13 protein-coding genes are annotated in these 13,569 nt (G+C 61.3%); 5 read left to right on the top strand and 8 right to left on the bottom strand.

Annotated elements, in window-relative coordinates:
* Positions 1 to 53: 53 nt before the first annotated feature.
* Together LG385_RS21080 and LG385_RS21075 are read right to left on the bottom strand one after the other, a co-directional pair.
* Positions 54 to 323 carry an HU family DNA-binding protein gene (locus LG385_RS21080; protein WP_181111118.1) on the bottom strand — a complete coding sequence of 90 codons (270 nt, stop codon included), beginning with the start codon at positions 321 to 323 and terminating at the stop codon, positions 54 to 56.
* A 215-nt stretch (positions 324 to 538) separates the two neighbouring features.
* Positions 539 to 706 (bottom strand): rubredoxin, encoded by a 168-nt coding sequence (locus tag LG385_RS21075; protein WP_181111119.1) that lies wholly within the window; start codon positions 704 to 706, stop codon positions 539 to 541.
* 66 nt (positions 707 to 772) lie between these two features.
* Here LG385_RS21075 and LG385_RS21070 point away from each other — a divergent pair, with 66 nt between their 5' ends.
* The 5 genes from LG385_RS21070 to LG385_RS21050 all read left to right on the top strand — a co-directional run bounded on the left by LG385_RS21070 (position 773) and on the right by LG385_RS21050 (position 5,904).
* Positions 773 to 1,354, top strand: coding sequence for a chorismate--pyruvate lyase family protein (locus LG385_RS21070; protein ID WP_225775775.1), 582 nt, complete (start codon positions 773 to 775; stop codon positions 1,352 to 1,354).
* Complete coding sequence (gene ubiA / locus LG385_RS21065) at positions 1,354 to 2,244, top strand: 4-hydroxybenzoate octaprenyltransferase (RefSeq protein ID WP_225775774.1); 891 nt, start codon at positions 1,354 to 1,356, stop codon at positions 2,242 to 2,244. Before LG385_RS21070 ends, ubiA begins: the two co-directional genes overlap by 1 nt.
* Before the next feature lie 149 nt (positions 2,245 to 2,393).
* Positions 2,394 to 3,083, top strand: coding sequence for a phosphate regulon transcriptional regulator PhoB (gene phoB, locus LG385_RS21060; RefSeq protein ID WP_181111122.1), 690 nt, complete (start codon positions 2,394 to 2,396; stop codon positions 3,081 to 3,083).
* A gap of 32 nt (positions 3,084 to 3,115) precedes the next feature.
* Positions 3,116 to 4,441, top strand: a complete 1,326-nt coding sequence (gene phoR / locus LG385_RS21055; RefSeq protein WP_225775773.1) for a phosphate regulon sensor histidine kinase PhoR — start codon at positions 3,116 to 3,118, stop codon at positions 4,439 to 4,441.
* A 122-nt stretch (positions 4,442 to 4,563) separates the two neighbouring features.
* Positions 4,564 to 5,904 (top strand): hemolysin family protein, encoded by a 1,341-nt coding sequence (locus tag LG385_RS21050; protein WP_225775772.1) that lies wholly within the window; start codon positions 4,564 to 4,566, stop codon positions 5,902 to 5,904.
* Here LG385_RS21050 and LG385_RS21045 read toward each other — a convergent pair.
* From LG385_RS21045 to LG385_RS21020, 6 genes are all read right to left on the bottom strand, one after another.
* Positions 5,901 to 6,806 carry a peptidoglycan DD-metalloendopeptidase family protein gene (locus tag LG385_RS21045; RefSeq protein WP_225775771.1) on the bottom strand — a complete coding sequence of 302 codons (906 nt, stop codon included), beginning with the start codon at positions 6,804 to 6,806 and terminating at the stop codon, positions 5,901 to 5,903. The genes LG385_RS21050 and LG385_RS21045 overlap by 4 nt on opposite strands.
* 3 nt (positions 6,807 to 6,809) lie before the next feature.
* Positions 6,810 to 7,721, bottom strand: coding sequence for a response regulator (locus LG385_RS21040; protein WP_225775770.1), 912 nt, complete (start codon positions 7,719 to 7,721; stop codon positions 6,810 to 6,812).
* Between the two features lie 153 nt (positions 7,722 to 7,874).
* Positions 7,875 to 8,633, bottom strand: coding sequence for a phosphate signaling complex protein PhoU (phoU, locus tag LG385_RS21035; protein ID WP_181111127.1), 759 nt, complete (start codon positions 8,631 to 8,633; stop codon positions 7,875 to 7,877).
* 67 nt (positions 8,634 to 8,700) lie between these two features.
* Positions 8,701 to 9,534 (bottom strand): phosphate ABC transporter ATP-binding protein PstB, encoded by an 834-nt coding sequence (pstB, locus tag LG385_RS21030; protein ID WP_225775769.1) that lies wholly within the window; start codon positions 9,532 to 9,534, stop codon positions 8,701 to 8,703.
* A 52-nt stretch (positions 9,535 to 9,586) separates the two neighbouring features.
* Positions 9,587 to 11,275 carry a phosphate ABC transporter permease PstA gene (gene pstA, locus LG385_RS21025; protein ID WP_225775768.1) on the bottom strand — a complete coding sequence of 563 codons (1,689 nt, stop codon included), beginning with the start codon at positions 11,273 to 11,275 and terminating at the stop codon, positions 9,587 to 9,589.
* Entirely contained in the window at positions 11,272 to 13,542 is a 2,271-nt protein-coding gene (locus tag LG385_RS21020) for an ABC transporter permease subunit (RefSeq protein WP_225775767.1), read from the bottom strand. The genes pstA and LG385_RS21020 overlap by 4 nt, the downstream gene beginning before the upstream one ends.
* Positions 13,543 to 13,569 lie beyond the last annotated feature (27 nt).

Genomic DNA, 13,569 nt, shown 5'->3' with positions numbered 1-13,569 from the left:
AAGCAGGCCGCAACGCGCGGCCTGTCGATAAGCGTGCTGGCCGCTATGCCGGCTTAGCCGATGCTCTCGCGCAGCCCTTTGCCTGGCTTGAAAGCGACCGTGTTGCTGGCTCGGATTTTCACGGGTTCGCCCGTTTGCGGATTCTTGCCTGTGCGGGCGCCGCGGTGGCGTTTTTCGAAAGTCCCGAAGCCAACGAGGGTCACATTGCCCTTGTTCACAGCCTGGGTAATTTGCTCAAGTAATACGTTGAGGACGTGATTAGCCTGGTCCCGGGTGAGATCAGCCTTGTCGGCGATAGCCTGGGCGAGTTCAGGTTTGCGCATGAGTGATGCCTCTTTGCAGTTTTTTGTTTTTATGTCCGGCTGGGTAGGCCCGTGCCGAATGCGCACGTGGACCCCTATCCACGGCTGACTGGTCGAGAATGGCACGCCCAGCGCACCCGCGCCAGTGGTGCGAAGGGCTTTATTATGGGACTTCGAGCTGATTCCGACGGATCGGATGGCTTATCGGCCATCCACCGTCAGGGTTAACTGCGGTTTCAAACGATCTCGATCATTTCGAAGTCGGTTTTGCCTACGCCGCAGTCCGGGCACAGCCAATCTTCAGGGACGTCTTCCCAGCGCGTACCAGGCGCCAGCCCCTCTTCCGGGCAACCGGCGACTTCGTCATAAATGAAACCACACACCACACACTGCCACTTCTTCATTGAATGCCCTCATCGTTATGCTATTGCCCGGCATGCCAGGGCGCCCGGCCGTTCGTGCTAAGCTTCATGGCCTGCCAACCGCCATGCCTCGAAACCGTGCTACCTATTGCTCCGCTTTGCCCTCTCGCCTGGTCAAACGCCATCGAACCCGCCAATGCGCTGCTCGAAGACTGGCTGTTCGACGCCGGCTCGCTCACTCGCCGCCTTACCCGGCTTTCCGCTGACAGCTTCACGGTGGTTCCTGCCAGCGAAGGCTGGGCCGTGCTGCGAGAAGATGAATGCCTCGCCCTTGGCCTGCCACCCAATGCCATGGGCTGGGTACGGGAAGTCTACCTCAGCGGCCACGGCAGGCCATGGGTGTATGCACGCAGCGTGGCCGGGCAACAGGCACTCAAGCAAGACGGTTTTCCTCTGGCTGCGCTGGGTTCGCGCTCACTCGGCGAGTTACTGTTCGTGAATGGCGGCTTTACCCGAGGGGCCATCGAAGCAGGCCGCTATCCGGCCGCCTGGTTGCCCATCGACGTAACCGGTGAGGCACCATGGGCCCGGCGGTCACGCTTCGACCGCGCCGCGCTGGGCATTCTCGTCACCGAAGTATTCCTGCCTGAATTCTGGGCCGCATTGCCCGGCTCCACGGAGGCTCCCTGATGTACCTGGCCCTGCTTCGTTCGCTGAACCGTGTTCATCCACGCGCCTGGGACTTCATCCAGCTCAGCCGAATGGACAAGCCCATCGGAATCTACCTGCTGCTATGGCCAACCTTGTGGGCGCTGTGGATCGCCGGCCAGGGCAGCCCTTCGGCGAGCAATGTAGTGGTTTTCGTGGTGGGCGTGATTCTGATGCGAGCGGCTGGCTGCGTGATCAACGATTTTGCTGATCGCAAGGTCGATGGCCACGTCAGGCGTACGGAGCAGCGGCCTCTGGTGAGCGGCAAAGTCAGGGGGCGCGAAGCGATGGTGTTCTTTGCGGTGTTGCTGAGCCTCAGTTTTGCGCTGGTGCTCTGTACCAATGCCGCCACCGTGTGGTTGTCAGTGGGGGGGCTGGTGCTTGCGGCAAGCTACCCGTTCATGAAGCGCTACACCTACTACCCCCAGGTTGTACTGGGGGCCGCGTTTTCCTGGGGCATGCCCATGGCATTCACGGCTGAAACAGGCCATGTGCCCGCGGCCGCCTGGGGGCTTTATCTGGCAAACCTGTTGTGGACCGTCGGCTATGACACCTACTACGCCATGACGGACAGGGAAGATGACCTGCGCATAGGCGTCAAATCCACGGCCATCCTGTTCGGCGATTCGGATCGATTGATCATCGGCATCCTTCAAGGGCTGGCTATCGTATGCCTGCTGCTTACCGGGGATCGCTTCGGGCTGGGCGGATGGTTCCATGCCGGGCTCGTGGTTGCCGTCGGATGTTTTGTCTGGGAAGCCTGGCACACCCGCAAACGGGAGCGGATGGCCTGCTTCGAAGCCTTTCTACATAATCACTGGGCAGGTTTGGCTATCTTCGTCGGCATCGTGCTGGACTACGCCTTGCGCTAGCCCTGGTGGCCTTCAGCGGGGCATCTGAAGCACGCTGAAGCTTCAGCGGGGCACCCATAACTTGCTACCCTTCCCCTGACTGTCATGTGACTGCAATATTTCCGTTATCTAATGCAGCGCACTATCCAGGACAGGCTCGAGGGTAAACCATGGTTGGCAAAAGCATTCTCATCGTCGACGACGAAGCGCCTATTCGCGAGATGATCGCCGTCGCGCTTGAAATGGCCGGCTATGACTGCCTCGAGGCCGAGAACAGCCAGCAGGCGCACGCAGTGATCGTGGACCGCAAGCCAGACCTCATCCTGCTGGACTGGATGCTTCCAGGTACCTCGGGGATCGAACTGGCGCGTCGGCTCAAGCGGGACGAACTTACCGCCGCTACACCCATCATCATGCTCACCGCCAAGGGTGAGGAAGACAACAAGATCCAGGGCCTGGAAGTAGGAGCGGATGACTACATCACCAAGCCTTTCTCGCCACGTGAACTGGTAGCGCGCCTCAAGGCCGTGCTGCGCCGGGCGGGCGCCACTGACAGTGAAACGCCCATTGAAGTTGGTGGCCTGCTGCTCGACCCTATCGGACATCGAGTGACCATCGACGGCAAACCAGCTGACATGGGGCCGACCGAATACCGCCTGTTGCAGTTCTTCATGACTCACCAGGAGCGCGCCTACACCCGCGGCCAGCTGCTTGATCAGGTGTGGGGCGGGAACGTGTATGTCGAGGAGCGTACGGTGGACGTGCATATCCGCCGGCTGCGCAAAGCCTTGGGCGAGGCCTACGAGAATCTGGTGCAGACCGTGCGCGGAACGGGGTATCGGTTTTCCACCAAGGGCTGAGCCGCTCAGCATGCGAAAGGATTGATCGCTAATTGAACCGAAACTGGCACGGCGTTCTTCTGCGCCATTTGCTGCTGTTGATTGGCGCCTGCCTGATCCTGGGGCTGCTGACCGGCCACTACGGCCTGTGCCTGGCCGTAGGCCTGGGCGGCTATCTGGCCAACACCCTGCGCCACCTGCTGCGTCTTCAGCACTGGTTGCGCCATCAGCAGCCCGATGAACCTCCCCCCGAAGGCAACGGGTTATGGGGCGATGTGTTCGACAATATCTATAACCTCCAGCGCAAGGATAGCCGCGCGCGGGCACGGCTTCAGGGTGTGATAGACCGCGTTCAGGAGTCCACCGCAGCCTTGCGCGACGCCGTTATCATGTTGGACAGTGACGGCAACCTTGAATGGTGGAACCCGGCGGCCGATACATTGTTGGGCCTCAAAACCCCACAGGACGGCGGCCAGCCAATCACCAACCTGGTACGCCATCCACGGTTCAAGGAATACTTCGAGGCGGAGCAGTACGCCGAACCGCTGGAGATGCCGTCGCCGCTGAACGACCGGCTGCGCCTGCAGTTCATGGTTACCCGCTACGGCAACAACGAACATCTGATGGTTGTGCGCGACGTGACCCGCATTCATCAGCTGGAGCAGATGCGCAAGGACTTCATCGCCAATGTCTCCCACGAACTGCGCACGCCGCTGACAGTGATCACCGGCTACCTCGAAACCCTGCTGGACAATGCCGGGCACCTGAACCCGAGATGGTTACGGGCGTTGCAGCAGATGCAGCAACAAGGCAGTCGCATGCAGACACTGCTCAACGACCTGTTGCTGCTGGCCAAGCTTGAAGCTACGGACTACCCCTCCGATAGCTACCCGGTGGATGTGCGCGCCATGCTGCAAAGCATTGTCAACGATGCCACCGCCCTCTCCGGCGAACGCCACCATCAGGTGACATTGGAAGCGCCTTCGGATCTGTGGATGAAGGGCAGTGAGCCAGAGTTGCGTAGTGCGTTCTCGAACCTTGTGTTCAATGGCGTGAAATACACCCCTGATAATGGCCGTGTGCATGTACGCTGGTGGCAGGACGAAACCGGACTGCACCTGAGCGTGCAGGATTCAGGTATCGGTATCGAGCCCAAGCATATCTCGCGGCTTACCGAACGGTTCTATCGCGTGGACTCCAGCCGCAGCTCGAGCACCGGTGGCACTGGCCTGGGCCTGGCTATCGTCAAGCATGTACTGCTTCGCCACAAGGGTAGCCTGGACATCACAAGCATTCCGGGCAAGGGCAGTACGTTCACGTGCCACTTTCCGCAGGCACTGCGGGTGCCGTCCACGGCGGCCGACAGCACCTTTGCATAACCAGCTGGAAGAAGCCTGCTACGGTTTGCTACTGGCCAATCGTGTTTCTACTCGCTAAATTGCTTCATTCGCGCCCTCGAAGGCGCTATCTCCTAACCAGCACGGATTTCACACGTCTCCCAATGGACCCTTCCCCTGCGTTATCGCTGTCTACCCTCTTTGCCGATTTCGGCATGATCCTCTTCGCGCTATTCCTGGTTCTGCTCAACGGTTTCTTCGTTGCCGCCGAGTTCGCCATGGTGAAATTGCGCTCCACACGCGTCGAATCCATCGCGGAAAAAGAAGGCTGGCGCGGCAAGATCCTGCGCACGGTGCATAGCCAGCTCGACGCCTACCTTTCGGCCTGTCAGTTGGGTATCACCCTCGCCTCGCTTGGCCTCGGCTGGGTGGGAGAGCCGGCGTTCGCACACTTGCTCGAGCCCCTGCTGGCGGCGGTCGGCGTGCAATCGGCGGACGTTATCAAAGGGGCGTCGTTCTTTACCGCGTTCTTCGTGATCTCGTACCTGCACATTGTGGTCGGTGAGCTCGCGCCCAAGTCCTGGGCCATTCGCAAGCCCGAATTGCTTTCGCTGTGGACGGCCGTCCCGCTGTATCTGTTCTATTGGGCCATGTACCCGGCTATCTGGCTATTGAACGCCAGCGCCAACGGCATTCTGAGGATTGCCGGCCAGGGCGAGCCCGGTCCCCATCACGAACACCACTACAGCCGCGAGGAGCTCAAGCTAATCCTGCACTCCAGCCGTGGCCAGGATCCGAGCGACCAGGGCATGCGCGTTCTTGCCTCCGCCGTCGAGATGGGCGAGCTGGAAGTAGTGGACTGGGCCAATTCGCGGGAAGACCTCATCGTGCTCGAACACGGGGCACCCCTGAAGGAAATCCTGGCAACGTTCAGGCGGCACAAATACAGCCGTTACCCTGTGTACGACAGTGAACGCGGCGAGTTCGTGGGCCTGTTGCACATCAAGGACCTGCTGCTGGAACTGGCGGCGCTGGACCACGTGCCGGCCTCGTTCAACCTCACCGAACTCACACGGCCGCTGGAGCGTGTATCGCGGCACATGCCCCTGGCCGAGCTGCTGGAGCAGTTCCGTACCGGCGCCGCGCATTTTGCGTTGGTAGAGGAAGCGGACGGCAAGGTGATCGGTTACCTCACCATGGAGGACGTACTGGAAGTTCTGGTAGGCGATATCCAGGACGAGCACCGCAAGGCAGAGCGCGGTGTGCTGGCGTACCAGCCGGGCAAGCTGCTGGTGCGTGGCGATACGCCGCTGTTCAAGGTCGAGCGGCTGCTGGGCGTGGACCTGGACCACATCGAGGCGGAAACCCTCGCAGGGCTGGTGTATGACAGCCTGAAGCGGGTACCCGAGGATGAAGAAGTGATCGAGGTGGAAGGGCTGCGCATCATCATCAAGAAAATGAAGGGCCCCAAGATCGTGCTCGCCAAGGTGCTGAAGCTGACTTAACGGTTACCTACCGCGAAGTTCGGCAGGCTCTGCAGTGGCCTGTCGAACTCGTAGGGGATGGACTCCAGCCCTAGGCCGGTGTTGCGCTGCACCACGAAATGCAAGTGTGGCCCTGTGCTGTTGCCGGTATTTCCAGAGCGTGCCAGCGGGGAGCCCACGGCGACCTTGTCACCCTCGCGCACCACTACCGACCCTTGCATCAGGTGGAGGTAAACGCTCATGGTGCCGTCATCGTGCAACACCCGCACGAAATTGCCCGATGCCTCGGCGCCTTGCGCCCCTTGGCTGTTCTCTACCTTGATCACAGTACCTGCGCGCGCCGCCACGATGGGCGTGCCTTCAGGCATGGCAATGTCGATAGCGTAGCGCCCGCGTGGGCCTGTGTGGCTGAAGCGCCCGTTGGCGCCCTGGCTGATCCGGAAGGGACCACCCAGCCATGGGAAGGGGTACCGGTACGCCCGGGGGCTGGTCGAAGGGTCACCCAAGGCGTAACGGAATGCCGGGTGCCCTGTGATCGGCTTGCCCACCTTGGCCGGTGAAACGGTTGCGAGAACCAGCGAGGACCGTGGCGGCACCGTCCGGGTAATACTGCGGGGCAAGGTGCCCGCGGCGTTGCCAATAGCGCCAAGGCGTAGCTCGACCTGCACCGGGGCGTACAGATCGTTGCGGGCCTCATAGGTGACCTTGCCGTCGACGCGGCGAGTATCGAGGCGAACCTGCGCGGCCAGCGATTCCACCATGCGGTCCTGGAAAACCAGCCGCTTGGCGCCCGGGGTGACGCGGTCAGTGTAATTGACCACGCCATTGGCGTCGGTGAACTTGTAGATCGCAGAGGCGTGAACCTGGCTGACAGCACTCAGTAGCGGCACGCAGAGCAGCCAACCCAGTGCCGCTTTTCGCATGGGTCAGGCGCCTGGTACGAAGTGCTTCTGTACGGTGCCGCGGGCAATCAGCCGCGAGACGTAATCCAGTTTTTGCGCATCCTGATCCACGAAGCGGAACGTAAGCTGCAGCCATTCGCTGTCTGGCTTGGGCTCCATGGCGACAACGGCGTGCAGGTACCCGTTGAGCCGGGCCACTTCGTTATCACCCTGCTCCAGATCGAGCACCGCTTGCTCCAACACCTGGGGCAGCGTATCGGTACGCTTGACCACCACCAAGGCCTCCTTGAGGCTGAGGGCTTTGATCACGCAGGCCATGTTCCCGCCATTGGCCAAGCGTAGCTGGCCCTGCCCGCGCCCGCCCACGGACGCCGCCGCCGGGCGTGCCGCCGGGGTTGGTGCCGTCGCGGGCGCTGGCCTGGCAGCTGCAGGGGCGGCCGGTGCCGCTGCAGCAGCGCCTTCCGGCCGGTTGCTGGTAAGCGCCGCCAGCGAATCGTTGGCAAACGCCGAAGCATTCGGGCGCGACCCAGGCCCGCTCATCAAGGCGTCCAGCTTGCCGGCCCGGTGGAGGGCTTTCTTTACCTTGGTGAGCAACTGCTCATTGGTGAACGGCTTGCCGACATAGTCGGAAACACCTGCCTGGATCGCCTGGATAACGTTCTCTTTATCACCCCGGCTGGTCACCATGATGAAAGGAACTGTCTTGGTGCTCTCTTGCTCCCGGCACCAGGTCAGTAATTCCAGGCCGGTCATCTCAGGCATTTCCCAGTCGCAAAGGATCAGATCGAAGGGGTCCTTGGCCAACATCGCCTGAGCCTTGCGGCCGTTGACGGCATCCTCGATCTGCATGCCGGGAAAGGCATTGCGCAAACATTTTTTTACCAGATCGCGGATGAAAGGCGCGTCATCCACTACCAGAACACTGACCTTGGCCATTAAGGACTCCTGAAATTCATCCGGACAGCATAGCGTGCGCCACCGTGGCCACACCTACCCGGACCTCGCACCCGCCAGGCGGACGCCAAAAAATCTGCTGCCAGTATGAACGAAAACGCCCGGCAGAGGCCGGGCGTCGATACTCGGGCAAACCTACTTATCGTCAGCCCGTGGAGAAACATTAGCGCGTTCGGCGTTACGGCGAACTTCTTCTTTCATGCGTTCGAGCCCAAGGTGGCGAACATCGGTGCCCTGAACCAGGTAGATCACCAGCTCGGCGATATTACGCGCATGGTCACCAATCCGTTCCAGCGAGCGCAACGCCCAGATCACATTGAGTACCCGGGAGATGGAGCGCGGGTCTTCCATCATGTAGGTGACCAGCTCGCGCAGGGCAGTTTTGTATTCCCGGTCGATGGTCTTGTCGTACTGCGCCACGGACAGCGCCAGGTCTGCATCGAAGCGGGCGAACGCATCCAGCGCGTCACGCACCATTTTCAATACCTGGTCGCCAATGTGCCGCACTTCCACGTAGCCACGAGGCGACTCGCCTTCCTCGCATAACTGAATAGCCCGCCTGGCGATCTTGGTGGACTCGTCCCCGATGCGCTCCAGGTCGATCACCGACTTGGAAATACTGATGATCAGGCGTAGATCCGAGGCTGCAGGTTGGCGGCGGGCCAGAATGCGCAGGCATTCCTCGTCGATGTTGCGCTCCATCTGGTTGATTTCATCATCCAGGTCACGTACTTGCTGGGCGAGGCCGGAGTCGGCCTCGATGAGCGCGCTTACGGCATCGTTGACCTGCTTTTCCACAAGCCCACCCATGGCCAGCAAGTGGCTGCGCACTTCTTCCAACTCGGCATTGAACTGTTGTGAAATGTGATGATTCAGGCTCATTTTATCAATCATGGGTCAGGCTCCTGGATACCGGTGGTGGTTGGCGACAGCGTGGGTGCGTACGGGTGCGGCGGCTCGATCAGCCATAGCGACCGGTGATGTAGTCTTCGGTCTGCCTCTTCTTGGGGTTGGTAAACATGCGATCGGTGTCGCCGAACTCGACCAGCCTGCCCATGTGCATGAATGCGGTGTAATCCGATACGCGGGCAGCCTGTTGCATGTTGTGGGTCACGATCACGATGGTGAACCGGGTTTTGAGTTCGTAGATGAGCTCCTCCACCTTGAGCGTGGAAATCGGGTCGAGCGCCGAGCACGGTTCGTCGAGCAACAACACCGCCGGTTCTACCGCAATGGTGCGCGCGATCACCAGGCGCTGCTGTTGGCCACCCGACAAGCCCAGCGCCGACTCATGCAAGCGGTCCTTCACCTCATCCCACAGTGCGGCGCCGTGCAGGGCCCACTCCACCGCATCGTCGAGCACGCGCTTCTTCTTCACGCCCTGGATACGCAGGCCATACACCACGTTCTCGTAGATGGTCTTGGGGAAGGGGTTGGGCTTCTGGAACACCATCCCCACCCGCCGACGAAGCTCGGCGACATCCAGGCCCCGGCGATAGATATCATCGCCGTACACCTTGACCGCGCCTTCCACCCGGCAATCATCCACCAAGTCGTTCATGCGATTGAACGTGCGCAACAACGTTGACTTGCCGCAACCCGAAGGCCCGATGAAGGAGGTCACACGCCGCTGAGGAATGCTCAAGGCCACATCGAACAGGGCCTGCTGACGCCCGTAATACAAGTTGAGCCCGGCGACGTCGATGGCGACCTCTTCAGGCACCACGGTGAGGCCCGGCTTCTTGCGGCCCAGGGCGCCCATGTCTAGGCCCCGGCCGGGTGTGTGTTGCTGCATGCAGGCTCCATACGCTAGTGAACAGGACATCAGTGGGCTGGCCGCGCTTGAATCAGGTGTCGAGCGATCGGTATTTTTCTCGCAGATGGTTGCGGATCGCCACGGCCGACAGGTTCAGCAATGCAATCACCAGTACCAGCAACAAGGCGGTGGCGTATACCAGGGGCCGCGCGGCTTCGATGTTCGGGCTCTGGAACCCCACGTCATAGATGTGGAAGCCCAGGTGCATGATCTTCTGATCCAGGTGCAAGTAGGGATAGTTGCCGTCCACCGGCAAGGCAGGCGCAAGCTTCACTACACCTACCAGCATCAACGGCGCCACCTCCCCTGCGGCCCGTGCGATTGCCAGTATCAACCCCGTCATGATCGCGGGGCTGGCCATGGGAAGCACAATTTTCCAGAGGGTTTCGGCCTTTGTGGCGCCCAGGGCCAGCGAACCCTCCCGCAGGGAGCGAGGTATGCGCGCCAGGCCTTCTTCAGTGGCAACGATCACTACCGGCACCGCCAGCAACGCCAGCGTCAAGGACGCCCACAGCAGCCCCGGCGTGCCCAGCGTGGGCGCCGGCAATGCCTCGCGGAACAACAACTGGTCCAGCGAGCCACCGAGCACATATACGAAAAAGCCCAGCCCGAACACGCCATAGACAATTGCCGGTACACCGGCGAGGTTGTTCACAGCAATCCGGATCAAGCGGGTCATCCACCCCTGGCGCGCGTACTCGCGCAAATAAACCGCGGCAAGTACCCCGAAAGGCGTAACTACAACAGCCATCAGCAGGGTCATCATCACCGTCCCGAAAATGGCCGGGAAAACGCCGCCCTCGGTATTTGCCTCGCGGGGGCCAGTGCTGAGGAATTCCCACAGTTTGTCGACATACACCCGGGCTTTTTCCAAGGGGCTCATAGCGTTGGGGCGCCAGGCATGGAGCACATTGCCCAGGTTGATCTCGAGTTCATGCCCCTGAGCATCGGCCATGGTGATGCTGTCCCGAGCGGCGGCGCGTCGAAGCTCGTCAAGGCGCGCTTCCAGGCCATGGTAGCGGGCCGTCAGCACACTGCGTTCTGCTGCCAGGTCTGCCTGGCTGGCTGCGTCCAGGCGCCCGTCCAATTCCAGCTTGCGCGCCTGAAGCCGTAGCTGCTCCAGCGCATGGTTGATCCCGCCAACGTCACCTTGCTCTACGTGTTCCAACTGCTCGCTTATAGCAGCCGCCCTGGCAAGGCGCGATTGCAGTTGGCTCCACGCCTCTGGCCCCTCGGCCACCACACGGCCGCCTTCCTTCACGTTTAACAGGTGGCCGTAGAAATTCCCCCACTCCCGCCGTTCCAGCACCACCGCCTCGGCGGGATAGGTACGCTGGGTCAGCCACTGCCCCACCACCCAATTGAAATCGCTGGCACCCAGGTCCCGGTTGCCCGACTTGAGCAGCACGCGGGTGATCAGGGTTGCACCACCCTCGGCCAGAGGCAATCCAGCCTCGCGCAGGCGCGGTAGAGGCGCCTGTTCCTCTTGTACGACTTCCCCCATCACGCTGACGGGGGGCTGGCCGGGTACTTCGTAGGTAGCCTGCACGATATCGGCAGCCCAGAAGTGGCCCAGCCCCCGGACCGCAATCAAGGCCAGCAAGCCGATGGTCATGATGACTGCCACAGAAACCGCCCCAGCGCTGAGCCACACGCCTGGCGCGCCGCTGCGTAGCCAGCCAAGGGAGGTAGCCTTGTGTACCGTCGTGTTCGCGCTCATAGGGAGGAGTACTGCCTGCGCAACCGCTGGCGGATCAGCTCCGCCAGCGTGTTCATGACGAAGGTGAACAGCAACAGCACCAGGGCCGCAAGGAACAACACACGATAGTGGCTGCTGCCTACTTCGGATTCCGGCATCTCGATCGCTACGTTGGCTGCCAGCGTGCGCATGCCTTCGAACAGGTTCATGTCCATGATAGGCGTGTTGCCGGTGGCCATGAGCACGATCATGGTTTCACCTACCGCGCGCCCCATGCCGATCATCAGCGCGGAAAATATCCCGGGGCTGGCGGTCAGCAGCACCACCCGCACCAGGGTTTGCCAAGGCGTGGCGCCCAGTGCCAGCGAGCCGAAACTGAGGCTGCGCGGTACGCTGAACACGGCGTCTTCGGCAATGGAATAAATGTTGGGGATGACCGCGAAGCCCATGGCGATACCCACCACCAAGGCATTGCGCTGGTCGAAGTCGATGCCAAGGTCCAGGCTCAGCCATTGCCGCATATCGCCATTGAACAAGCACTGCTCAAGCCAGGGGCTGAGGTACAACGAGCTGCCCCCCAGCAGCAATATCACCGGTATCAGCAAGGCGCTTTCCCATCCTTCGGGTACCTTGAGCCTGACGTCGGCGGGCAGGCGGCTCCATAGCAGCCCGAACAGGAGTATCCCCAGCGGGGTAATCAGGAGCAGGCTGAAGACGCCAGGCAGGTGGCTTTCCAAAAACGGTGCCAGGAACAGGCCGGCGAAAAATCCCAGGATGACGGTGGGCAGGGCCTCCATCAGTTCGATCACTGGCTTGACCTTGCGGCGCATCGCCGGTGCCATGAAGTAGGCGGTATAAATGGCAGCGGCCACCGCCAGCGGCGCTGCCAGCAGCATCGCGTAGAACGCAGCCTTGAAGGTGCCGAAAGCGAGGGGGGCCAGGCTCAGCTTGGGCTCGAAATCCGAGTTCGATGCGGTGGACTGCCATACATAGTCGGGGCTGTCGTAATGCTCGTACCATACCTTGTCCCACAGCGCGCTCCAGGACACTTCCGGGTGCGGATTATCAAGCGTGAACCTGAGGAGTTGGCCGTTCGTTTCGAGCATCAGGCGGTTCGCGCGGGGAGAAAGCGCCAGCACGCCAGTGGCAGGCGCCACCTGGCGCACAAGGAGCGTACGGTGTGCTGTGCTATGGAAAACCCCCAGCTGGCCTCTTTCATCGAGCGCTACGAAACCCTTGCGCCGCTGCTCGGTACGAATACGACTGATCGGGGCGTCGCCCAGTTGAAAGTCGCGAATATGGCTCAGGCGGGCCTCCCCGTCCGCGCCCCGGGTCATGAACCACTGCCCCAGGCCGCCAACCGAGCTGCCGATAAGCAGCGATACGCCCCCTACCAGCTGAGCACTGGCGGTTATCCTGGCTTCGGCACTTTCCAGAAGCTTGTAGCGGCCGTTGAGCGTGCGGCTTTGCAAATCGAAGACATCGGCATAGGCGCGACCGTTGATCACGTACAACCAACGCTGAGCGGGGTCGAGGTAAATCGCTTGAACCGATTCGGTCAGCTGCGGCAATGGGATGCGGGTTTGTATCGATGTGCCGCCTGGCCGCTCGCTCAGTGACAAAACCGCCAAGGTGGTGCCATCGGTGCCGGCGAGCATCGCGCCAGTATCGCTTGTGCTCAGGCTGATATGCCGCACAGGCGATGCGTGCCCATCCAATGTAATGGGCACGGGCCCATAGGGGTATTCCACCGCAGGGATAATGGTTTTTTGATCCTCGGGCCAAGCTGTCTGGTACAGGTGCCGGAACACGAGCGCCTGACCGTTGGAAAGGCCTACCGCTACCAACCCCTTGCCGGGTTGATCCTGGGCGACTGCGGTGATGCGGGTACCCACCGGCAAGGGCAGCTCCACCTTTCCAAGCACGGCGCCATCCACCGCGCTGAAAAATACCGCCGCGCCTTCTTCTGAAAGCCGCATTGCCACGCGGTTCTGCTCTTCCAATGTCAGCAGAACGGACCGCCCGGCGGTGGACAGCCATGCAGGCGTCAGCGGATCCTTCACGGTCAGCGTGGCGCCTTTGAACAAGGGCGCAACGACATAAGCCAGATAGAAGAAGATCAGGGTGATGGCGGCCAGCACGCCCAGGCCACCGATCCAGACGTAACCACGGGTAAAACGATCGACGAACGCACGCAGCCGACGATGGCGTTGCATGGCTGGCGTATTGAAGTCGATGCGCGCCGGGGGCGTGCCAGGGTTTGCCTTGCTTACAGCCGGATCATTCATCCGCACACCCTAGCGGCGATATATGAC

It is taken from the genome of Pseudomonas sp. Marseille-Q5115 (genome assembly GCF_916618905.1).
Lineage (GTDB): Bacteria > Pseudomonadota > Gammaproteobacteria > Pseudomonadales > Pseudomonadaceae > Aquipseudomonas > Aquipseudomonas japonica_A.
The sequence above is the reverse complement of the archived record's forward strand: the minus strand, read 5'-3'. Positions and strand labels throughout refer to the sequence as shown.